We start from the raw sequence: 22060 nt of genomic DNA, 5'->3' as shown, positions 1-22060 counted from the left end.
CTACGGAATCGGTCGGCACACCCGCTGGCATTGTCCCTCTCCTTGATCGAACACGCGCAAGACTGCCTTGACAATCGTCCCGGATCAAACTTTCATATCCCATATAACGTAATAATATTCCATATATTGGAATATTCAAGACCAAGAATTGTCGAATGGGAGATGATGGTGCCTTAGGCGTTCCGCGCCGGACGGCACCCCATCGCTGCCCCGCCTCCATGTCCGAACCAGCGCCGCGCCTGTGCGGCGATCGACGAGCCGCGCGCCAGCCGTGCGGCGCGTCGCTGCCGTTCGACCAATCCAGGGAAAACCGAAAGTGAAGCTCTTGCGTTATGGCCCTCAAGGCCAGGAAAAGCCGGGTCTCGTTGGCGACGACGGGATCATTCGCGACCTCTCCGGCGTGGTGCCCGACATCACCGGGGCCGTCCTGTCGCCGGAAGGCCTCGCCAAGCTCGCGGCGCTTGACGTTGCCAGCTTGCCCCTGGTGGAAGGCACCCCGCGCCATGGCGCGCCGGTGGCCGGTGTTTCCAAGTTCATCGCCATCGGCCTGAACTTTTCCGATCATGCGGCGGAATCGAACCTGCCCATTCCCGCCGAGCCGGTGGTGTTCGCCAAGGCCACCTCTTGCATCCAGGGTCCCAACGACAACGTGGTCATCCCGCGCGGCTCCACCAAGACCGATTGGGAAGTGGAACTCGGCATCGTCATCGGCAGCCGGGCCTCCTATGTGGAGGAGAACGAGGCCCTCGCCCATGTCGCCGGCTACGTCCTCATCAACGACGTCTCGGAGCGCGAATACCAGATCGAGCGCGGCGGCACCTGGGACAAGGGCAAGGGCTGTGACACTTTCGGCCCCATCGGCCCCTGGCTGGTGACGGCGGACGAGGTGGGCGACGTGCAGGCCCTCGGCATGTGGCTGGACGTCAACGGTAAGCGCATGCAGACCGGCAACACCGCTACCATGATCTTCGATGTGAAGACCATCGTGAGCTACCTGTCCCGGTTCATGACGCTCCTGCCTGGCGACATCATCACCACCGGCACCCCACCCGGCGTCGGCCTCGGGATGAAGCCCGAGCCGGTCTACCTCAAGGCCGGTGATGTCATGACCCTCGGCATCGACAAGCTCGGCCGGCAGCAGCAGACCTGCATCGCGTGGGAGAAGAAGTGATGGCGGACACCACGCGCTTTTCCGGCCGCGTCGCGGCGATCACCGGCGGCGCCGCCGGCATCGGCCTTGCCGTTGCCTCCCGCGTCATCGCCGAGGGCGGCAAGGTCGCCATCTGGGATCGTGATCCCGCAGCCGTCGCGAAGGCCACGGGCGAACTCGGCCCCAACAGCCTGGGCGTCGTGCTCGACGTGTCGGACTGGGACGCGGTAGAAGCCGCGGCGAAGACCACCGCCGAGACCTTCGGCGGCCTCGACATCCTGGTGGCCAGCGCCGGCATCACCGGCCCCAACACCACCACCTGGACCTATCCGGTGGAGGACTGGCGCAAGGTCATCGACATCAATCTCAACGGCCTCTTCTACTGCAACAAGGCCGTCGTGCCGTACCTGCTGGAGAAGAATTACGGGCGGATCGTCAATATCGCCTCCATCGCCGGTAAGGAAGGCAATCCCAACGCCCCGGCCTACAGCGCGTCCAAGGCGGGCGTGATCGGCCTCACCAAATCCCTCGGCAAGGAACTGGCCAAGAACAAGATCACCGTGAACTGCGTCACTCCGGCGGCGGTGCGCACGGCAATCTTCGAGCAGATGAGCCAGTCCCATATCGACTTCATGCTGTCCAAGATCCCCATGGGCCGCTTCGGCCAGATCGAGGAAGTGGCGGCGCTCGTCTGCTGGCTGGCGTCGGAGGAATGCTCCTTCACCACGGGGGGCGTGTTCGACGTCTCCGGCGGCCGCGCCACCTATTGAGCATCGTCCGGCCGGCGATGCTGCCGCCGGCCGGGCCAAACCCATCACCAAGCCTAAGCCGACGCCAAGGCCAGGAAACCAATCGGATTTGCGGGAGGATACTCATGTCATCGGTGGCTCTAGACGCGTCCATCGCCGGCGGCGATGCGATCCGCAAGCGGGTGCTCGGCAAGCTGCGCTGGCGCATCGTCTTTTATTGTTTCATCCTGTTCATCATCAACTATCTCGACCGGGTGAACGTCGGCTTCGCCGCCATTCACATGAACAAGGACCTGGGCCTCTCGGCCACCGCCTACGGACTTGGCGCGGGCATCTTCTTCATCGGCTACATCGCCTTTGAAGTTCCCAGCAACATGATCATGCACAAGGTCGGTCCCAAGATCTGGATCGCCCGGATCATGGTGACGTGGGGCCTCCTGTCGTGCGGCATGGCCTTCATTCAGGGCGAGACCAGCTTTTACGTGATGCGCTTCCTGCTGGGCCTCGCGGAAGCAGGCTTCGTGCCCGGCATCCTGCTTTATCTCACCTACTGGTTCCCGGCCCGCGACCGGGCCAAGGCCACCGCCGGCTTCATGACCGCGACCGTGCTGTCCACGGTGATCGGTGCGCCGATTTCCGGCTTCATCCTGTCAAGCAATCCCACATGGTTCGGCTTTGCGCCGTGGCAGTGGCTCTTCATCCTCGAAGGCCTTCCGGCGGTGATCCTGGGCGTCGTCACCTTCTTCTATCTCGTGGACCGCCCGCAGCAGGACACTCGCTGGCTGGATGCCGCCGAGCGCAGCTGGCTGATTGCCGAACTCGACCGCGAGAACCGCCAGGTAGCGACTGTGGGAACCCATGATTTCAGCGCCATCTTCCGCGATTATCGGCTGTGGTTGCTGACCTTGATCTACATGTTCAATGCCATGGCCGTGTATGGCGTCGTGCTTTGGCTACCGCAGATCGTGCGCTCCATCGGCGGGCTGACCGAATTGCAGACCGGCTTCGTCACCGCCATCCCCTTCGTGTTCGCCGCCATCGGCCTCGTCCTGGTGTCGCGCAACTCGGACCGCACCGGCGAGCGCAAGTGGCATACGGCGTTCTCGGCGCTCATGGGCGGCGTGTTCCTGGCGGCGAGCGCCGTCGCGCCGACCCCGCTCACCGGCCTGCTGCTGCTGAGCGCCGCGGCCTTCGGTGTGTGGGCGGTGCTCGGGGTGTTCTGGTCCCTGCCGACGCAGTTTCTCACCGGCGCTGCGGCCGCCGGCGGCCTTGCCGCCATCAACGGCTTCGCGCAGATCGGCGGCTTCGCCGGCCCCTATCTGGTGGGCTGGATCAAGGACACCACCCAGAGCTTCACGCCAGCCCTGCTGACCCTGGCGGCGGGTCCCATCATCGCCGCGGTGCTGTGCCTCGCCATCCAGGTGAAGCGGACGCCCGGCGCACAACGCTGAGGCCGCAGACTGGCAAGACGGCCTTTAAGCTGATCCGATCGGGTGGCCATGCCACCTGATCGGTGAGCGTGGGGACGGACCGCCGCGCGTTGGGGTCGGTTGCCTGCACCCTGCCTGATCATGCTTCCAGTTCGCCACTGGCTTCGAGGCCTGGTGGGGCGGTCGGCTTGTGCAGCATCATGACATGACCGCGCGATTTGCCGGGCAAATGGTTCAATTTGCTCGGATCGCGCTCCAGGCTATGGCAGACTCCCGTTCGTTTGATGGGGAGATGCATGTCGGACACCAATCGGGCCACACCGGCGGCGGGCGCCGCCACTGACGCTGGCGGATCGGTCTGGCTGCGGGAGCTGCCTTACATAGCCATCCTTTTGCTGACCCTGGGAGGGGTCGGCTATTCGGCCATGACTCGCAGCCCGCTGCAATATTATTGGGTCCTGGTTGCGTTCTGCAATTGCGCCACCTGCATCTATGAAGGCTGGAGCCGCGCGCGGGACAGGCGGGCGCGCTGGCGGCTCATTTGGACCCAGATCCTGCACTGGGCGGCGTTCCTGGTCGCGATGGCTCTGGTCTTCCTGCCCAGCGTACAGGCGGTGGCGGATGCCGATTCCACCAGTCTCATCGTGTTGCTGTTGCTGGCGCTCGGGACTTTCGTGGCCGGCGTGCACACGGCGTCCTGGCGGATCGGGCTCAATGGCGTGGTGATGGCGCTTTGCGTGCCGGCCGTGGCCTGGGTGGATCAGTCGGCGCTGTTGCTCTCGCTCGGCGCCTTGGCGGTGATCCTGCTGGGCGCCTTCGGCTTCATCCTCTGGGTCCGACGGAAAGCCTGAGCCGATCGGCGAGCAGGGCAAGCCAATCGGCGCCTTCTTTTTTGCGCCCCCTAGCGCTGGTCGAAACCGCCGATCGGCCTATCCTCATCCGACGCAGGCGCGGGTGAGCGATCGGCCTCGCCGGCGAGGCGCAGCGTGCGATCCAGCAGGACTTCGTAGATCGGCTTGCCGCCGAGCCAGTCGGCCACGAAGTTCGCGAACATACAGGTGAGCAGGGTGGGCACCAGCAGCGTGTAGGCTCCGGTCAGCTCCGCGAGCAGCACCACGCCCACGAGCGGGGCGCGGATCGTTGCCGAGAACAGGCCGCCCATCGCCGCCACCGCGAAGGCCGCCGCAGCGCCAGGCGGCAGGGGCATCAGCAATTCCAGGCCCAGTCCGAAAAGCAGCCCCAGGGCGGTGGCCATCGCCAGGATCGGGGCGAAGATGCCGCCGGGTACGCCGGTGGAGTAGCTGGCCATGGTGGTGACGAAGCGCACGGCAACGATGATCGCCATGGTCGCAAGGGGCAGGTTTTCCCGGACCAGCGACACGGCGAGTGTCTCGCCGCCCATGGTCGCCTCGGGCCGCAGAATGAGGAGCACCCCCACCGCGAAGCCCACCATGGCGGGGACGAGGTAGAACGAGGTCGATTTGCCCACCGCCAAGGCGAGGTCCATCGACCAGACCAGACTGCGGTTGAAGACGACACCCATGGCGCCAAGAAGGATGCCGAGGACGATGAAGGCCGGCAGGAAGTCCAGCGGCATTTCGGGAACGGTCATTTCCATGAACGGCCGCCGGCCTGCGATCGCCTGCGTGACGATGCCGCTCGTCACGGAAGCGAGCATCACGCCGGTATAGGTCTTAAGGGAGTAGGGGAATTGCCTGCGGGTTTCCTCGATCACGAAAAGGATCGACGCCAGCGGTGCGCTGAAGGCGGCGGCGAGCCCGGCGGCGGCGCCTGCCGCCAGAAGGCCTCTCGTCTCCTTGGTGGGCAGCTTCATGCCTTCGGAGGCGGCCTGCGCGATGGAGGAGCCGATATGGATGGTCGGCCCCTCCCGGCCGATCACCAAGCCGGAGCCGAGCGACAGGAAGCCGCCAAAGAACTTGACCGGCAGGACACGCCGCCAGCGGACGGTCCGCAGACCCTCCATGGCCCCCTCGATCTCCTGCACCCCGGAACCGCCGGCCTCGGGCGCGAAGGTTCGAACGATCCACACGGACACGAGCACGAGGCAGGCGGCGATGGCGCCGGTGATAAGCAGGAAATGCAGCTCGCCGACGCCGAGATGGGAGCGCAGGAGCGCCGGCCATTCGAGCAGACGGTCCGTGCCCAGATGCAGCAGTGTCCCAAGCACGCCGGTAATGGCTCCGACGACGATTGAGACGATGAAATAAACAGCATCGCCGGTACGGCTCGGCACGGCCTCATCTTGCGAACTCAAGGGGGATCTCCCGAAATGCTCCCGCGCGGCTGGCGGCTGCTGGATGCGGCGGAAGCGCGCCTTGAAGAGGGTCGTCACCTTCGCGGTCATAACCCGGATCAGGCCGATTGCGGTAGGTCCTCGTCGGCGCCTGTTCTTGGCGATCGCGGCAGGAGGCCCGGGCCCGCGCGCCGGACCGATCGCTGCGGCCGTCGTGGCCGCAGGGCGGGGCGCAGATCCCAGGGCCGGTCGCGCCCCTGGGGCGCTCGGCATGCACCTTGTCCGCGTTCGGACAGGAGCATGCCGATATCTGCCGGCATTCGGTTACGCCGGATTGAACGGCCCAGCCGGTCTTCGGGGGGCAACCGGCGTCACGCCTTGGGCTTACTTCAAGGCGGCGGTGACGGCGCTTTGAATCCACGCCTCGGGGGAGACCCCTGCCGCCTGGGCTTTCGCGGTGATGGCATTCACCACCTGCGGGGGGAAGCTCACGTCGAGAATGATCGCATCGGCAGTGTCGAGGGCATAGACCGTGCGCGTGATGCGCGCGGCGAAGCGGGTGACGCGGGCGGTCTTCTGCGCGTCGGTCAGCCCGCTTTGCGCGGCCACCACGGGGCAGTAGGCGGCGATCAGGCTATCGATGACGAGCACCGGGCTTGCGCCCTGCGCCTTGAGCGTGGTGACCGCCGTGTTGAGGCGTTCCACTTGATCGAAGGCATCGCCGGTGGGCAGGAGTGCCTTGATGCTGGCCGCCTGGGCGCTTTCCAGCGGCTTGGCCGGACACTCGAACGCGCCCGCCGCGAGGGCCGCATTGCCCCCGCCGATGATGAGAGCGAAAACCGCTGCAAGAAGGCCCCGACCGCGCATCATGCTAACCCTTTCAAGCTGTTTGAACTGAAACACGTGAAGAGTATCAGCCGGCGAACGCGTCGCCGCCCGATCGTTTTACACAGGCTCGGCGATTCGATCGCTGCGGCGGTTGCGGTGCGGGCGGAAAGCCGCCCGTACCGGAGAACAGGCGCGGCCGGAATATCCGCGCCGCCGGCATGATGCCGATCCGAACCATCGGTGCGACCGCGCCGGTCGCACCTCTTTCATCTTGGCTCCCGCCGGCGCGCAGTGAAGGCTCACCGGCGCTGGCCGGCGATCATGCGAAAGACTAGGCGCCCTTGAGGGCGGCCTGGAGTTTTTCCTCCTGCTCGGTGGAGAGGCTCGTCTGGAGCACGGTGCCACCGAACTTGGCCATGTCGGCCACCACCTTGTCCGCGGTCACCTTGCCGACGAGGATGCACAGGGCAGCCTGATTCGGACCGAGGGCCGAGCTGGCCTGCTTGATGAAGTCGTCATTGATGCCCACGTCGGTGAACTTTCCGGCGAGCGCGCCGGCGCCGGCGCCGATGGCCATGCCCAAGAGCGGGTTGAGGAAGATCAGCCCGACGAGGCCGCCCCAGAGCCCGCCCGAGGCCGCGCCCGCGAGGGTGGTGTTCACCATCTGGTGCAGCTTGATCGAGCCATCCTCCTGCCGGGCGGCGATGACGGCATCGCCCAGCTCGATCAGATATTCCTTCTGGAGCTTCAGGAGCTCCTGTCGCGCGGCCTCCGCTTTGGCCTCAGATTCATAGGCAATGATAACGAGGTCGGCCATGTCAGTCTCCAGGGTAGAGAGCGCGGATTCGCATCGGACCCGCGCACGTCATACAGAGCATGTCCGCGCGATACGCAACCCCCGTTGCCCCCGGGACAAAACGGATGGCCTTTCGGCAGGACGCGAGCCGGTCGCGCTTGCGGCGGCGACAGGCGATGGTCATCGCGAATTCGTGCACCCGCCGGCCCAGCCGGCCGCCCATGAGCCGCAGCGGAAGGAACATAGCGGCCACGCCGCCGACCGGATCGCCGCGCCACATCCATTGCCCGCACGCTGAGGCCGCGACCGCCGCTGCTGTGCAGGATCGGGCACGATGCGGCGGCCTTCTCGGACGGGGGAGCCTCTACCAATCCCGGGATCGCACGGCTTCCCTGGGAACGCCATCCGCTTGCCGATCCGAACTGCTGTTCCACTGGCAGGCGAGTGGATCAGGCGTACGTGCATCAGAATTTCAAGATATCAGAAGTACATATTTCGAAGAATATGCATGAATGAAGCCGGCTCATATTAATTGATCAATATCAGCCACCAGCCTGCAATATTTGCAGCGTATCTTAAGGGATCGAATGGCTTGCCGTCGGACACTGCGGGCATCGGCGGTTGCAGGTACACGTTGCGTCATTCGCCAGAAGGAGAGGCGCTGTGGCATTTGGTCTTCCGCATGGGGATAACATCAACCCCTTCTTCTCGGTGGTGACGGATGGCAATGCCTGGACGGCGCGCCAGCGGGCGGTGGCGCTCACCGCCCAGCTGTCCGAATGGTCCGCCGTCGGCGAGCTGACGTCAAAGGCCGCCGGCCGTCACTTCAACAACATATCGGCGACCCACGGCGAGCGCCTGCGGGGCACCTTCAATGCGCTGACGGGTCTCGTCGCCGAGATCACCAAGCCGAAAAGCTCCCCGTTTTCCCTCCTGGGTGATGCCCGTGCCTATGCCACGGACCGGGCGCAGCGGGCCATTCTGATGGCCGACGTTCTGCGCGAACGCGGGGACAATTTCTTCGCCCACGAGGCGGCCGGCTGCCCGCCGGTGCTGATCTATGATTATGAAGTGGTGGTGGATGGGCGGAAGCTGGAGCGCCCGTGCAACTACATGCTGCTTAAGATCACGCCCCCGGAAGGCGTCGAGGTGTTCGCCTGGAAGCGGCCCTATGTGATCATCGACCCGCGGGCGGGCCACGGCGCGGGCATCGGCGGCTTCAAGGCCGACAGCCAGGTGGGTGTGGCGCTGAAGGGTGGGCACCCGGTCTATTTCACTGCCTTCTGGCGGGAGCCTGAGCCGGGCCAGACCCTCGCGGACGTGGCGCGCGCCGAAGCGGTGTTCGTGCGCCATGTGCAGGCGGAGCATCCGGATGCGCCCAAGCCCGTGGTGATCGGAAATTGCCAGGGTGGCTGGGCCACCCTGGTCCTCGGCGCCTCCCATCCGGACATCACCGGCCCCCTGGTGCTTAACGGCGCACCGGTGGAGACCTGGTCGGGCGACGTGGGCTCCAATCCCATGCGCTACAATGCAGGCCTGCTCGGCGGGCAGGTCCAGCCGATGTTCTGGGCCGACTATGGCGACGGCGTCTTCGATGGCGCATGGCTGGTGCTGAACTTCGAAATGCTGAATCCGGGCCGCACCTGGTTCCGCAAGTATTACGACGTGTTCGAGCGGGTGGATACCGAGCGCGGCCGCTTCCTCGAGTTCGAGAAGTGGTGGAGCGGCTTCTTCCTGCTCAATGAGCCCGAGATCGTCTGGATCGTGCGCGAACTCTTCGTCGGCAACAAGCTTGCCCGCAACGAGGCCCGCCTGGAACACGGCCGCGTGCTCGACATCAAGCAGATCCGCTCGCCGATCATCGTGTTCGCGAGCCATGGCGATAATATCACCCCGGTCAAGCAGGCCTTGAACTGGATCATGGACACTTACGCCGACGAGACGGAAATCAAGATCCGCGGTCAGCGCATCGTCTACATGGTGCATGAGTCCATTGGCCACCTCGGCATCTTCGTCTCGTCCTCCATCGCCAAGCGCGAGCACCAGGAGGTTGCCTCGACGCTGAAGACCATCGAGGCGCTCGCGCCCGGCCTTTATGAAATGGTCATCGAGGATGTGGCCGGCGAAGGCCATTCCAAGCATTTCACCGTGTCCTTCGCCGAACGCCGGATCAGTGACCTGCCGGGCTATGGCGATGGCCGGCAGGACGAGTTGCCGTTCGGCGCGGTGGAACGGTCATCCGAGCTGCAGGGCGAGCTCTACGACATCTTCGTGCGCCCCTTCGTGCAGGCGAGCGTGACCCGGGCCAGTGCGGAACTCGGCCGGCAATTCCATCCGCTGCGCCTGCAGCGGGCGCTGTTCTCCTCCCGCAATCCGCAGTGTTCCGTGCTGCCGGCGGCCGCAGAGGCCACGGCGCGTGCGCGCGCGGCGGTGGCGGAGGACAACCCCTTCGTGCTGGCGGAAAAGCTTCTCGCCGACGCCTTCGAACAGTCCTTCGACATCGTGCGCGACCTGCGCGACGCCTGGTACGAGATGACCTTCTACAGCATCTATGCCACCCCGCAGATGCGCTGGTTCGGTCGCAACTTCAACTTCGAGCGGACCCGCAAGTCGAAGGAGGAACTGGTCGCCTTGCCGGAGGTCCAGTCGGCCCTCCTCCATGTGGCATCCGGCGGCTTCGTGGAGGCGGTGATCCGCATGCTGATCCTGCTGGCGGAGGCGCGCGGCACCGTGCGCCGGGATCGTCTGGAACGGTCGGCGCGGGTGTTGACCAAGGACGAGCCCTTCCGCTCGCTCCGGACCGAGCAGCGGGCGCAGATCATCCACGAGCAGAGCCTGATCGTGGAATATGCCGGCGCCGCCGCCCTGGAGACCTTGCCGCTCCTGCTGCGCACGCCGGAGGAACGGCGACGGGCCGCCGAGGTGGTGCAGTATGTGCCGGGCGTCCTCAGTGACATGGAGCCACGGACCCTCGCCATGCTCCAGCGCTTCCGGCAGCTGCTCGACCTTCCGCCCGCGACCATGGATGTCCTGGATGATCCGCTGTCGGCCTTGACCCAGGCCGCGCAATAGAGGTCCTGCACGGAGCCGGAGAGCTTCGCTCACCGGCTCCCGGACCCCGCCGCGCCGCGGCGGCGGGCGCATCCCACGCGGCGGCGTCCGAAACCGGTGCCGCTGAAGTCCGTGCCGCTGAAGTCACCGCGCCGGACGTCGGGCCGTGCCGTCGCCGGCCGACATGCCGGAAGACCGGGGCCGCATCGGTCCGGTGATGGCGGATATCAGCCGAGGCACATGGTGGGGACGTCTCCGGTGACGATGAGCTTCGCCGTGGTCTGGGCGAGGATCTCCTCGACCGAGATATCCGGGCCGCGCTCGCGCAGTACGAGACCATCCGCCGTGGGCTCGATGACCGCCAGTTCCGTGACAAGGAGACTGACCCGGCGCAGGGCCGTGAGCGGCAACGTGCATTCAGGCACGATCTTGGCCTCGCCTTTGGCGGAATGCACCATGGCGACGATGACGCGCTTGGCGCCGGCCACCAGATCCATGGCGCCGCCCATGCCAGGCACCATCTTGCCGGGCACCATCCAGTTGGCGAGGAAGCCCCGCTCATCCACCTGAAGCCCTCCGAGCACGGTCATGTCGAGGTGCCCGCCACGGATGATGCCGAAGCTCATGGCGCTGTCGATGGAGGCGGCGCCGGGAACGGCGGTGACGAAGCTGCCCCCCGCGTCGGTGAGGTGGGGGTCCTCCATGCCTTCCGGCGGGCGGGCGCCGAGGCCGATCACCCCGTTTTCCGCCTGGAAGAAGACGCCGTAGTCGTGCGGGATGTAGTTGGCGACCAGGCTCGGCAGGCCGATGCCGAGATTGACCAGCATGCCGGGCCTGACCTCCTGCGCCACGCGGCGGGCGATCACTTCCTTGGCGCTCATGCCCGAATGGGGGCGGCCTGTCACCTGCTGCTCCATTACGCGACCCTCGCGAGCATGTGGTCAATGATCACGCCCGGCGTCTTCACCGCGTCCGGCGGGATGACGCCGACCGGCACGATCAGTTCCGGTTCGACGATGACCATGCGACCGGCCAGCGCCATGATCGGATTGAAATTGTGCGCGGTGAGCGAATAGGTGAGGTTGCCGGAATAGTCGGCCTGCTGGGCGGCGATGAGCGCGAAGTCGCCCAGTATGGGCTTCTCCACCAGGTAGCGCTTGCCGTCGACCTCGATGACCTGTTTGCCGTCTTCCACTGGCGTGCCGAGGCCGGTCGCGGTGAGGACGCCGCCGAGGCCGACGCCGCCGGCGCGGATGCGTTCCACCAGCGTGCCCTGGGGCACCAGTTCCACCTCAATCTCGCCGGAGATCATCTTGCGCTGGATCTCCGGGTTGAGGCCGATGTGGGACATGATGGCCCGGGAAATCGCGCCGGCGGACACCAGCTTGCCGATGCCCTTGCCGGGCATCGCCGCGTCGTTGGCGATCACCGTCAGGTTCCGCGCGCCGCGCGCCACCAGGGCATCGATCATGCGCTCGGGCGTGCCGACACCCATGAAGCCGCCGATGAGCACGGTCGCTCCATCGGGAACCAGCGCCGCCGCATCATCCGGCTTGATCGCCTTCCTCATGTTCCCCCCTTCCTTACGCGCCGACGCCCGCCTGCTCCCAGAGAAGCCGCTTGGCGGCGCGGGCGATCACGATTTCCTCGTTGGTCGCAATAACCATGATGCGGGCCCGGCTGAAGTCCGTCGAGATGACCTGGGCGCCACTGTCGTTGCGGTCATGATCGAGCTCGATGCCTATCCAGTCCATGCCGTCGCAGATGCGTCGACGGATCTTGCGCGAATTCTCGCCAATGCCGCCACAGAAGACCAGGGCATCCAGGCCGCCGAGGGCCGCGGCGAGGCCGCCCAGTTCGCGGCGGATGCGGAAGACGAAATAATCCACGGCCTCGTTGGCCTCCGGCACGCCTGCGCTCTCCAGCACCCGCATGTCGTTGGAGATGCCCGACAGGCCGAGCAGGCCCGACTTGTTGTAGAAAATGTCCCGCACCTCGTCGATGGTGCGGCCTTCCTGCTGGACCATGTAGAAGATGACACCCGGGTCGACCTGGCCGCAGCGCGTGCCCATGGGCAGGCCGTCGAGCGCCGTGAAGCCCATGGTGGAGGCCACCGAACGGCCGTCGAGGATGCCGCACATGGAGGCGCCATTGCCGAGATGGGCGACCACGACGCGGCCGGCGTGAAGGAGGGGGGCGATGCGCTTCAGCTCCCCCGAGACGTATTCGTAGCTGAGGCCGTGGAAACCGTACCGCCGGATGCCCTTATCGTAATATTCGCGCGGCAGGGCGAACACGTCATTGGCCTTGGGGTGGTGGCGGTGGAATGCCGTGTCGAAGCAGGCCACCTGCAGCGCGTCGGGAAACGCCGCCCTGGCCGCCTCGATGCCGGCGAGATTGTGCGGCTGGTGGATGGGCGCGAAGGGTGAGAGCGTCCTCAGCTCCGCCATCACCTCGTCCGTCACCGCCATGGGCTCGGAAAAGCGGGGGCCGCCATGCACCACCCGGTGGCCCACCACTGCGGCGTGGGCCTTGGGAAAATGCTCCCGCAGCAGTGTGAGCACCGTCTTCAGCGTGCTCGGGTGGTCGCTGGCTTCGGAGGGCGAGAGCTCACGCTCGACGCGCGGCATGCCATCCCCGAGGCTCGCCTTCAGCCGCGGCTGCCGGCCGATGTTCTCCACATTGCCGATGGCGAGCTGCACCGGCGCACCGGTGATGTCGTAGAGGCTGAACTTGAGCGACGAGGAGCCGGCGTTGAGCGTAAGGGTGACCGGCTGCGTCATGGGTGCTGCATCTCCTCGGCCTTGGCGGCCATGCGGGCGTGATGGATGGCGGCAACGGCGCAGGATGCAAGCCGCGCCTTCGCGCTGTCGGCGCGGGAGGTGAGAATGATCGGCACCTGGGCGCCCATGACCAGCCCGGCTCCCTCCGCATGGGAGAGGTAGGTGAGCTGCTTCGCCACCATGTTGCCGGCGTCGAGATTGGGCACCACCAGCACGTCGGCCCGCCCGGCCACCGGCGAGACGAGGCCCTTGGTGCGGGCGGCCGCGATGTCGATCGCATTGTCCATGGCCAGCGGCCCATCCACCAGGCCTCCGGTGATCTGGCCGCGCTCCGCCATCTTGGACAGCAGCGCCGCATCCACCGAGGAGGGGATCTGCGCGTTCACCGTCTCCACTGCCGAGAGGACGCCGACCTTGGGCTGCTCGATGCCGAGGGAGATGGCGAGGTCGATGGCGTTCTGGACGATGTCCACCTTGGTGGCAAGGTCCGGGAGAATGTTGATGGCGGCGTCGGTGACGAGCAGCGGATGCGACACGCCGGGCACGTCCATGACGAAAATGTGGGTGAGCCGGCGGCCGGTTCGCAGGCCGCGATCCTTGCGCAGCACCGCGCGCAGCAGTTCGTCCGTGTGCAGGTGTCCCTTCATGATGGCCTTGGCGCGCCCGTCCGCCACCAGGTCCACGGCCGCATGGGCCGCGGCGCCATGGTCCGCCACATCGATGATCTCGATGCCGTCGAGGCTTTCCCCGATCGCCGTGGCCGCAGCCGCGATCCTGTCGCGGGCGCCCACGAGGATGGGCGTGATGAGGGTGTGACGGGCGGCGAGCAGAGCCCCGCCGAGGGAATTGGCCTCCTCCGGCGCCACCACGGCGGTCGCGAGGGGCTCCAGCGGCTCGGCGCGCGCCACCAGGGCGTCGAAATGGCGGTGGCGCTGGACCAGAAGGCCGGGGATGTCGTGCTCGTCGTACTGGAATTTGGTGCGCGGCGCGCTCACCGCCGCCTCGCCGCGCAGCAGCAGCTCTTCCGGCTCGTCGCGGTATACCGAGCTGGCGAAGACCACGGTGCCGTCGTCCCGTTTTTCCACCAGCCGCACCCGGGCCACCAGATCATCGCCCGCCTTGGCCCGCCCGAGGAATTCGAAGGTCTGCGCGCGGTAAAGGGTGCCAGCGCCCGGCAGGATGTTGCCGAGCACTGCCGAGATCAGGGAGCCGACCCACATGGCGGGGGCCGTCACCTCATCGGGGTGGCCGTCCCCGTTGAGGTCGTACCCCGGCAGGTGCGCCGGATTGTGGTTGCCGGACGCGGTGGCGAACACGAAGAGATCGTCTGCCGTGCACACCCGCTTCAGCTCGGCGGCGTCGCCCACCTGCAATTCGTCGAATGTCCGGTTCTCTCGCTTCATGGCGGGCTCGCCTCCGATGTTCTCGACAGTCCGGGAGAAGGGGGCGCTGGGCATGTCCCGGCCGAGGGGCCGGCCCCTGCGTGCACCGCCCTGCGTCACGCGATGATGTTGTATCCACCGTCGATCTGGTGGACGCCGCCGGTCACGTTTGCGGCCTCGCGGCTGGCGAGGAACGCGGCATAGGCGCCCACGTCCTCGATGGAGGCGAGGAGGTGGGTGGGTGCGCGCTCGGCTGCGGCGTTCAGCAGTTCGTCAAAGTGATCGATGCCCGATGCCGCGCGGGTCATGAGCGGTCCCGGCGAGAGGGCGTGCACCGAGATGCGCTTCTCGCCCAGCTCCGCCGCCGCATAGCGCACGACGGATTCCAGGGCCGATTTCACCGGACCCATGATGTTGTAGTTCTCGACCACTTTCTCCGCGCCGTAGAAGGAGACGGTCATGCAGGTTCCGCCCTGCGGCATCAGGGGTTCGGCGAGGCGGATCATGCGCAGGAACGAATGGACCGAAATGTCCATGGCCTTGGCGAAGCCCTCCGCCGAGCAGTCGATCACCCGGCCGTGCAGGTCCTCCCGCGGGCAGAAGGCGATGGAATGCAGGAGCGTGTCGAGCCGCCCCCATTTTTCGCCAATCTCCTCGAACACGAGCTCGAGCTGTCCCGGAACGCCGACGTCCAGCGGCAGGATGAGGCTCGCGCCCAGGTCTTCCGCCAGCGGACGGACGAACGTCTCCGCCCGCGCGTTGAGATAGGTGATGGCGAGATCCGCCCCCTGCGCTCGCAAGGCCTTCGCGCAACCCCAGGCGATCGACTGGTCGTTGGCGACACCCACCACAAGTGCCTTGTGTCCCTGGAGGCTGAACATGGATCCCCCGCCTGTTCCGGTCGTCGGAAAGCCAAATGCACGACCGTTCTTACGTCTTATGCTAAGCAGGGTTTTATAGTGGCAGTTTGAAACTTATATAACAGATTTAATTTTGATAATTATCAAATTGTAGAATGTCGATTTGCTTGAGTTGAGTGTCCAGCTTGTATCATTGTCTATTTACTTTGCGAATCTGCCTCTTGTCTCGTCGCGTCTTGTCTCGTCTTGCACTGGGCGGAAATGGCCAGGCGAACTTGGTCGCGCGCCAGGCGTCCGCGCGAGGGCCTGGCGCCTCGGTGCCGCATGAGGCATCGGGGGGCTCCAGCGAACCGCTCCCGGCGCGGTGGGCGAGATGGGACAGCGAGACCTGCTGCTTGCAGTTCCAGCACGGGCGAGCGATCGAGCGCGGTGATGCCGCGACCGGCAAGGGTCTCCCGATCGGCAAGCTGCTGCTCTACATAGACGGGGGCTTCCTAAGCCGCCTTCTTTTTCGCTGATGGCTTTACGCGAGCCTCGAGGTCAATGTGCGCGTCGCCCCAGGCTTTCAGCGCAGCGATGACGGGCGCAAGGCTCATCCCGTGCCGGGTCAGGCGATATTCCACCTTTGGCGGGACTTCGGGATAGACCTTCCGCTCGACAAAACCGTCGGCTTCCAGTTCGCGGAGCTGTGCAGTCAGCATGCGCGGCGTCACATTCGGCAGCCGCCTGCGGATTTCGTTGAACCGGAGCACCTCCTCCTGGAGCAGGTGATAGAGCACGACGCCCTTCCACTTGCCGCCGATCAGCGCCAGCGCGCCTTCCACGACGCAGCCAGGGCTGCAGTCCAGGCTCTTGTGACGGATGCGAGGCATCTGGCCCTTCCATTTCACAGTATCATTTTAGGTACTATAAGCGATATTTGTATGTTCTTGCAAGAATGGCCTATAAGGAGCACATGGTCTCCCAACAGCGGATGGAGACCAAAATGCGTGCTGTCGCCTACAGAGCCCCCGGTCCAATCGCGGGGGCTCAGGTTCTCGCCGACGTCGATCTGCCGACCCCGGTGCCCACGGGCCGTGACCTCCTGGTGGAGGTGCGGGCAATTTCGGTCAATCCGGTGGACACGAAGGTGCGCAAGAGCACGCCTCCGTCGCAGGGCGAGTGGAATGTCCTCGGCTGGGACGCCGCCGGGGTCGTGGTGGGGGTGGGGGCCGATGTCAGCCGCTTCAAGCCGGGCGACGAGGTCTATTATGCCGGGGATATCACCCGGCCCGGAGCCAATTGCGAGTTTCATCTCGTCGATGAACGGATCGTCGGCCGCAAGCCGCAGTCGCTCGATTGGGCTGGCGCCGCGGCACTGCCGCTCACCACGATCACCGCCTGGGAAGCGTTGTTCGATCGCCTGGACGTCAAACGTCCCGTCCCGGGCGCATCGAGCATTCTGATCATCGGAGCGGCGGGCGGCGTCGGCTCCATCGCCGTTCAACTGGCGCGGCAATTGACCGATCTGACGGTTATCGGCACCGCTTCACGGCCGGAGACACGCACCTGGATCATGGAACTTGGCGCCCATCACGTCCTCGACCATTCGCAGCCGCTGTCCGATGAAATCGCCCGCTTGAAGCTCGGCGTGCCAGGCTTCGTGCTGTCCACCACGCACACGGACCAGCATTTGCTGGAAATCGTCAAGCTGATCGCTCCCCAGGGACGCCTCGCGCTAATCGACGATCCTCAGGTTCTCGATATCGTCCCCTTCAAGCGCAAGAGCGTCTCTACGCATTGGGAATTCATGTTTGCGCGGTCGATGCACCAGACCGCCGACATTCTCCAGCAGGCCGCCTTGCTCGACGAAGTCTCGCGCCTGGTCGACGCCGGAGCGCTGAAGACCACGATCGCAGAGAACTTCGGCCCGATCACGGCTGAAAATCTCACGCGCGCCCACGCGCTCATCGAGAGCGGGAAGGCGCGCGGCAAGATCGTGCTTGAAGGCTTCGCCGCCGCTTAGCCCAACGCTTCGTCCTCCGTCGCGGGACAAAGGAAGTCCCGTCGGAGGACCTGCGCTTCCTGCGCTTCGGCGTGAGGCGCGCATCAAAAGGCAGGCCGGGGTGGCGCAGAAACCATCCGTCAGGCGGTGAAGCCGGTGATGAAGCCAGTGATGAAGCCGGTGATGAAGCCGGTCTTGGGGCCGGCCAAGAACACGACCGCCGTCGCCGCTTCCTCGACCCTGGCGAAGCCATGGATCGCGTGCGGTGCGCTTCTATGTGGCCTGGGCCTCCTCAATCCCACGACGGGCACCAAAGGCGGCAATCGGCCTTACCAGATCTTCTCGCAGAAGGACGTCGAGACCGTGGGCTGATCCGCATGCAGCAATCGCTCGGCCTGCCACTGCGGGAGATCGGCGAATTGCTGGCGGAAAACGCTGCGGGGCGGCTGACCTGCCGGAACGGTCGAAGACCGTTCCGGCAGGTCAGCCGAAGCAGCTCAAGGAGCGACGGGAACATATCGCCAGATGATCGCCTGTGTAATGGATAAACTGGCGTGGATCGAAAGCGGTGTCGGTCCTGCCCCGCGCTTCGACCACTACACCTGATCTGCCCTGGCCCCCTGCGCCACGGAACGATCTTAGCCCAACTGATCTTTGAATTGCGGGGCATCGAAGCGCTGCACCACCCAGTCGATGAACAGGCGCACCCGCGGCGAGAGCTGCCTGCTTGTCGGGTAGAGCACCGAAACCGGCATGGACAGGGGTGGAAACTCCGGCAAAACCTGCACGAGCCGCCCTTCCGCGAGATCCCGCTCGATGTGGAAGACCGGCATCTGCGCGAGACCTAACCCCAGCAGCACACCGTCGCGAAAACTCTCCGTCCCGGTGACGGAGAAGAACGATGCGACATCCATCCGCCGCGTCTGCCCATCACAGGTGAACTCGAACGGCGTCAGGCTCCCCGTCGTCAACGATCGGATGCCGACGGCGCGATGATTGGCCATGTCATCGGGGTGAGACGGCACGCCGTGCCGCTCAAGATAGGCTGGCGCTGCGCAGGTGATCCGGCGAAGCGTCGTCACGGTCCGCGCCACCAGGTCGCTGTCCGGAAGCGCGCCGTAGCGGAGCACGCAGTCGACTCCCTCGCGCACCACGTCGACCCACCGGTCGCTTTCACTCATGGCGATCTCGACATCCCGATAGCGCTCGAAGAACTGCGGTAGCGCTGGCAGGAGGAAGTGCCGGGCGAGCGTGCCCTGGACTTCGACCCGGAGCAGCCCACGGGGATTGGCGCCGCGAAACGCGCCCTCGGCGTTCTCGATGTCGTCTAGGATGGACATGCAGCGGCGGTAATAGGCCTCGCCGTCGAGGGTCGGCCGGACAGTGCGTGTCGTCCGCTGAAGCAGGCGCGCGCCCAGTCGGTCTTCCAACTGCTGGATGACCTGGGTCGCGGTCGAGCGGGGAACTGCGAGATCCCGCGCCGCCTGCGTGAAGCTGCGCCGCTCCACCACCCGCGTGAACAGCCGCATCACCTCCAACCGGTCCATTTCACGCGCCTCTCGCATTTATTCGTTCACGCAGAATAGTGATGTCCAAAACTCGGTGATTATCCGGAATTGAACAAGGTTCATGTTCCAGCCGCGCCCCGGAGCGCAGTCACAAGGAGAACCATCATGGGCAACAGCACCAAGGTCGCGCTCGTCACGGGCGCCTCGCGGGGCATCGGCGCGGCCATCGCGCGGCGCCTTGCCAAGGACGGGTTCATCGTCGTCGTCAACTGTGCCGGCACTGTCGCCGAAGCCGAGGAATTGGCCGCCAGCATCGAAAAGACCGGCGGCAAGGCTCTGACCGCCCAAGCCGATGTCAGCGATCCCGCCGCCGTCGCCCGCATGTGGGACGCTGCCGAAGCCGCGTTCGGCGGCGTCGACGTTCTCGTCAACAACGCCGGCATCATGCGCCTGGCGACGATCGCCGACGGCGACGACGCGCTGTTCGACAGCCAGATCGCCATCAACCTCAAGGGGCCGCGCAACACCATGCGCCTGGCGGCCCAGCGGCTGCGCAGCGGCGGGCGGATCATCAACCTGTCGTCGAGCGTGGTGGGTCTCTATCAGCCGACCTATGGCGTCTATGCGGCCACCAAGGCGGGCGTCGAGGCGATGACCCACGTCTTGTCCAAGGAGTTGCGCGGTCGCAACATCACGGTCAACGCCATCGCTCCCGGCCCGACGGCCACGGCCCTGTTTCTCGACGGCAAGCCGCAGGCGGTCATCGACACCCTGACCAAGCTTGCCCCGCTGGAGCGCCTCGGCCAGCCCGAGGACATAGCCAACGCGGTCGCCTTCCTCGCCGGTCCGGACGGCGCCTGGATCAACGGCCAGGTCCTGCGCGCCAACGGCGGGATCATCTGATCATCGCCCCAACCCATCATTGCGTCCGCCCTGACGCGGACCAATCCGAAGGGAATTTCCCCATGCCCAACAAGATCATCCTGGTCACTGGCTCGTCCAGCGGCTTCGGCCGGCTGACCGCCGAAGCGCTGGGCCGCGCCGGCCACACCGTCTATGCCATCATGCGCGACGTGGCCCGTCGCAACGCCCAGAATGCCGCCGAGCTGTCCGCGATCGAGAGCACCGATATCCGCCCCATCGAACTCGATGTGCAGTCCGAGCCGTCGACCAAAGCGGCCGTGGAAAAGATCATCGCCGAAAGCGGCCAAGCCGACGTGGTCGTCCACAACGCCGGCCACATGATGTTTGGCCCGGCCGAAGCCTTCACCCCCGAATAGTTCGCACAGCAGTACGACGTCAACGTGCTGGGCACCCAACGCGTCAACCGCGCGGTGCTACCGCACATGCGCAGGCGCCGCGAGGGCCTGCTGGTCTGGGTGTCCAGCTCCAGTTCGGCCGGCGGTACGCCGCGCTACGCCGTATTTCGCGGCGAAGGCCGGCATGGATTCGCTCGCGGTCCTCTACGCCCGTGAGCTGTCGCGCTGGGGCATCGAGACGACGATCGTCGTCCCGGGGGGCCTTCACCAGGGGCACCAACCATTTCGCCCATTCCGGCCGTCCGGCAGATGAGGCCCGCGCCGAATATGAGGCCGGCCCTTATGCGGGCTTCGGTGAGCAGGTGCAGAAAGCGTTCGCAGAGATCGTCCCCGACGATGCCGATCCCGCACCCGTTGCCGACATGATCGTGGACGTGGTCGACACGCCCTTCGGCACGCGCCCGTTCCGGATCCACTACGATCCGACGCAGGACGCGCGAACGTCGGCTTCGCCGTGCTCGACCGCCTCCGCGCCGAGATGCTCCACCGCGTCGGCCTGTCAGACCTGCTGAAGCCGGTGAAGACGGCCTGAGCCAGCCAGCGATGGCGGCCGGCTTCGCCGCCCGCCATCGGCGGATCTGCTCGCCAGCCCCAACAGGAGAAAAGACATGTCCACTCTCGCCCCTTCGCGCCAGGTCTTCGTCGTGACCACGCTCGTCGCCGCTGCGACCGCTGCGCTCGCAGCGGCCGCGAGCCTGGCGCTGACACTGCCCGTCTGGGCCATGTTCGTCGGCTGGATCGCGTTCTTCACGCGAGTCCAAGACACCCGGACCTCCGTCGAAAACCTGGTGTGCATCGGCCTCGGGATGGTGATCGGGCTGCTCGCCTCTCTGGCTATCCCCCAAATGGCCGCGAACTTCGGCCTGGGTGCCGGTCTGCCCATTGTCGTTTTCGTCGTGGCCTTGGTGGTCGTTGGTCTGCGCGGGCTGCCCGTGCTCAACAACCTGCTTGGCTACTTCCTGGGCCTCGTCGCGCGGTTCGCCGCGCATCTCGATCCTTCGCTTGAAAGCGTGGTGCAGCTCTTCACCGCAAGCGCAGTCGGTTCGATTGCTGGATGGGTGTCGCACAATCTGCCCCAGCGCATCCCGCTTCGGGCGTCAGTGACATGAGAGAAGGAAGGCTTCTCAGCGAACGGCGCGGCATAGGCGCCGTTTGCCCGTTGCTCCTCGCGCTGGACCGGCGTCAATTTCCTCAAGGCGCCCCCCTTGAACCGGGTCGCCATTGAAGATGCAACGGGCAGCATCATCGCACGCGTGCTGTCTGCCATCGAAACGTTGACCAGCCACTTTTCGCAGCTTCGTGTGCCCCTCGGATGGGCCTGAATCAGTCCCACTCGATGGTCGATGGGTTTGACGGCGCATTGTAGCTGCTGGCCTTTCCGCGCGCACTCCAAGTCTATACCAACCCGATACCATCAGGGGAGGGCGGTGTATTTGCGGATCCGATATAATGGTCCTGACCGCCATAAACGTGCGCGTATCATAAACGAAGTTCTCGAGAATTCAGACCTAAGGGGTGACGGCCCAGCACCTGCTCGGTGTTGGCGCAGACCTTCACACCTCGATAGTGCGCATTTGCACCCAGCTTGATTTGTTCGGCTTCGATCCCGGTCGCGCCGAATGTCGCCACCGTTTCGATGTCAGAGAGCCGATAGACAACTTGGCGCATCACCACTTCTGTCGATGCGCCTTCAAGGCGGTGGAGATAATTTTGTGGCACTCGGGTCCGTAAAGGGACCCTTGGTGCGGGCTGCGATGTTCGAGGCCCGGGACGTCACACTGCGAGTGCTCTCCATGCGAAACACCTTCAGATTGCTTTCCGGCTTGTGGCTCGGCGCGCTGGCGGCGTTGCCGGCCTCGGCCCTGCCGCTTGCGCCATCGCCCGTGCCCGAGACCGCCTCGGTCCTTCCCGTCGCGCAGGGCTGCGGCCCGGGCTGGTGGCGCGGGCCGTGGGGCCATTGCCGCGA

At 65.6% G+C, this 22060-nt stretch carries 22 protein-coding genes and 1 pseudogene; 11 read left to right on the top strand and 12 right to left on the bottom strand.

Features of this window, described 5'->3' with window-relative positions:
• Positions 1–316: 316 nt before the first annotated feature.
• From FBQ73_RS20635 to FBQ73_RS20625, 3 genes are all read left to right on the top strand, one after another.
• A complete protein-coding gene (locus FBQ73_RS20635) occupies positions 317–1171 on the top strand; it encodes a fumarylacetoacetate hydrolase family protein (RefSeq protein ID WP_138401380.1) in 855 nt (284 codons plus the stop codon).
• Positions 1171–1920: an SDR family NAD(P)-dependent oxidoreductase gene (locus FBQ73_RS20630; RefSeq protein ID WP_138401379.1), complete on the top strand. Its 750-nt coding sequence runs from the start codon at positions 1171–1173 to the stop codon at positions 1918–1920. The genes FBQ73_RS20635 and FBQ73_RS20630 overlap by 1 nt, the downstream gene beginning before the upstream one ends.
• Before the next feature lie 104 nt (positions 1921–2024).
• Positions 2025–3350 (top strand): MFS transporter, encoded by a 1326-nt coding sequence (locus FBQ73_RS20625; RefSeq protein ID WP_138401378.1) that lies wholly within the window; start codon positions 2025–2027, stop codon positions 3348–3350.
• A gap of 118 nt (positions 3351–3468) precedes the next feature.
• Here FBQ73_RS20625 and FBQ73_RS22865 read toward each other — a convergent pair whose 3' ends face one another.
• A complete protein-coding gene (locus FBQ73_RS22865; RefSeq protein WP_170218993.1) occupies positions 3469–3627 on the bottom strand; it encodes a hypothetical protein in 159 nt (52 codons plus the stop codon).
• Here FBQ73_RS22865 and FBQ73_RS20620 point away from each other — a divergent pair.
• Positions 3626–4180: a hypothetical protein gene (locus FBQ73_RS20620; RefSeq protein WP_138401377.1), complete on the top strand. Its 555-nt coding sequence runs from the start codon at positions 3626–3628 to the stop codon at positions 4178–4180. The two genes, FBQ73_RS22865 and FBQ73_RS20620, sit on opposite strands and share 2 nt — an antisense overlap.
• A gap of 50 nt (positions 4181–4230) precedes the next feature.
• Here the strand turns inward: FBQ73_RS20620 and clcA are convergent, their stop codons facing one another.
• The 3 genes from clcA to FBQ73_RS20605 all read right to left on the bottom strand — a co-directional run bounded on the left by clcA (position 4231) and on the right by FBQ73_RS20605 (position 7228).
• Positions 4231–5694, bottom strand: coding sequence for a H(+)/Cl(-) exchange transporter ClcA (gene clcA / locus FBQ73_RS20615; RefSeq protein ID WP_138401376.1), 1464 nt, complete (start codon positions 5692–5694; stop codon positions 4231–4233).
• 273 nt (positions 5695–5967) lie between these two features.
• Positions 5968–6453 carry a hypothetical protein gene (locus FBQ73_RS20610; RefSeq protein WP_138401375.1) on the bottom strand — a complete coding sequence of 162 codons (486 nt, stop codon included), beginning with the start codon at positions 6451–6453 and terminating at the stop codon, positions 5968–5970.
• Between the two features lie 289 nt (positions 6454–6742).
• Positions 6743–7228 (bottom strand): DUF1269 domain-containing protein, encoded by a 486-nt coding sequence (locus tag FBQ73_RS20605; protein WP_138401374.1) that lies wholly within the window; start codon positions 7226–7228, stop codon positions 6743–6745.
• Positions 7229–7870: 642 nt separating this feature from the next.
• Between FBQ73_RS20605 and FBQ73_RS20600 the strand changes: the two genes are divergently transcribed.
• Positions 7871–10279, top strand: coding sequence for a DUF3141 domain-containing protein (locus FBQ73_RS20600; protein ID WP_246089814.1), 2409 nt, complete (start codon positions 7871–7873; stop codon positions 10277–10279).
• Positions 10280–10485: 206 nt separating this feature from the next.
• On the opposite strand, the gene FBQ73_RS20595 is transcribed toward FBQ73_RS20600, so the two are convergent.
• The 6 genes from FBQ73_RS20595 to FBQ73_RS20570 form a co-directional block, all read right to left on the bottom strand.
• A complete protein-coding gene (locus FBQ73_RS20595) occupies positions 10486–11139 on the bottom strand; it encodes a 3-oxoacid CoA-transferase subunit B (protein ID WP_138401557.1) in 654 nt (217 codons plus the stop codon).
• Positions 11140–11174: 35 nt separating this feature from the next.
• Positions 11175–11828 carry a CoA transferase subunit A gene (locus tag FBQ73_RS20590; RefSeq protein ID WP_138401373.1) on the bottom strand — a complete coding sequence of 218 codons (654 nt, stop codon included), beginning with the start codon at positions 11826–11828 and terminating at the stop codon, positions 11175–11177.
• Positions 11829–11841: 13 nt separating this feature from the next.
• Positions 11842–13041: an acetate/propionate family kinase gene (locus FBQ73_RS20585; protein WP_138401372.1), complete on the bottom strand. Its 1200-nt coding sequence runs from the start codon at positions 13039–13041 to the stop codon at positions 11842–11844.
• The gene (locus tag FBQ73_RS20580) at positions 13038–14444 is read right to left on the bottom strand and encodes a bifunctional enoyl-CoA hydratase/phosphate acetyltransferase (protein WP_138401371.1); all 1407 of its coding nucleotides are present in this window, start codon (positions 14442–14444) and stop codon (positions 13038–13040) included. Before FBQ73_RS20580 ends, FBQ73_RS20585 begins: the two co-directional genes overlap by 4 nt.
• Before the next feature lie 95 nt (positions 14445–14539).
• Positions 14540–15304 (bottom strand): enoyl-ACP reductase FabI, encoded by a 765-nt coding sequence (fabI, locus tag FBQ73_RS20575; protein WP_138401370.1) that lies wholly within the window; start codon positions 15302–15304, stop codon positions 14540–14542.
• A gap of 473 nt (positions 15305–15777) precedes the next feature.
• A complete protein-coding gene (locus FBQ73_RS20570; protein ID WP_138401369.1) occupies positions 15778–16155 on the bottom strand; it encodes a winged helix-turn-helix transcriptional regulator in 378 nt (125 codons plus the stop codon).
• A gap of 113 nt (positions 16156–16268) precedes the next feature.
• Between FBQ73_RS20570 and FBQ73_RS20565 the strand changes: the two genes are divergently transcribed.
• A complete protein-coding gene (locus FBQ73_RS20565; protein ID WP_138401368.1) occupies positions 16269–17288 on the top strand; it encodes a zinc-binding alcohol dehydrogenase family protein in 1020 nt (339 codons plus the stop codon).
• Between the two features lie 138 nt (positions 17289–17426).
• Complete coding sequence (locus FBQ73_RS20560) at positions 17427–17639, top strand: hypothetical protein (RefSeq protein ID WP_138401367.1); 213 nt, start codon at positions 17427–17429, stop codon at positions 17637–17639.
• Between the two features lie 266 nt (positions 17640–17905).
• Here FBQ73_RS20560 and FBQ73_RS20555 read toward each other — a convergent pair whose 3' ends face one another.
• Positions 17906–18814: a LysR family transcriptional regulator gene (locus FBQ73_RS20555; RefSeq protein ID WP_138401366.1), complete on the bottom strand. Its 909-nt coding sequence runs from the start codon at positions 18812–18814 to the stop codon at positions 17906–17908.
• A gap of 126 nt (positions 18815–18940) precedes the next feature.
• Between FBQ73_RS20555 and FBQ73_RS20550 the strand changes: the two genes are divergently transcribed.
• The 3 genes and pseudogenes from FBQ73_RS20550 to FBQ73_RS20540 all read left to right on the top strand — a co-directional run bounded on the left by FBQ73_RS20550 (position 18941) and on the right by FBQ73_RS20540 (position 21203).
• A complete protein-coding gene (locus FBQ73_RS20550) occupies positions 18941–19678 on the top strand; it encodes an SDR family oxidoreductase (RefSeq protein WP_138401365.1) in 738 nt (245 codons plus the stop codon).
• Positions 19679–19740: 62 nt separating this feature from the next.
• Positions 19741–20626: pseudogene (locus FBQ73_RS20545) on the top strand (SDR family oxidoreductase).
• Positions 20627–20702: 76 nt separating this feature from the next.
• Positions 20703–21203, top strand: coding sequence for a DUF1097 domain-containing protein (locus FBQ73_RS20540; RefSeq protein WP_138401364.1), 501 nt, complete (start codon positions 20703–20705; stop codon positions 21201–21203).
• A 370-nt stretch (positions 21204–21573) separates the two neighbouring features.
• Here the strand turns inward: FBQ73_RS20540 and FBQ73_RS20535 are convergent, their stop codons facing one another.
• Positions 21574–21762 (bottom strand): hypothetical protein, encoded by a 189-nt coding sequence (locus tag FBQ73_RS20535; protein WP_138401363.1) that lies wholly within the window; start codon positions 21760–21762, stop codon positions 21574–21576.
• Between the two features lie 125 nt (positions 21763–21887).
• On the opposite strand from FBQ73_RS20535, the gene FBQ73_RS23565 reads away from it, so the two are divergent.
• Positions 21888–22060: GCG_CRPN prefix-to-repeats domain-containing protein (locus tag FBQ73_RS23565; RefSeq protein ID WP_392567248.1), on the top strand; the 173-nt coding region annotated here is incomplete at its 3' end.

This window comes from Xanthobacter autotrophicus, from assembly GCF_005871085.1.
GTDB classification, from domain to species: Bacteria; Pseudomonadota; Alphaproteobacteria; order Rhizobiales; family Xanthobacteraceae; genus Xanthobacter; species Xanthobacter autotrophicus.
Note: the sequence above shows the minus strand (reverse complement) of the source record. Positions and strands in the feature narration are given on the sequence as shown.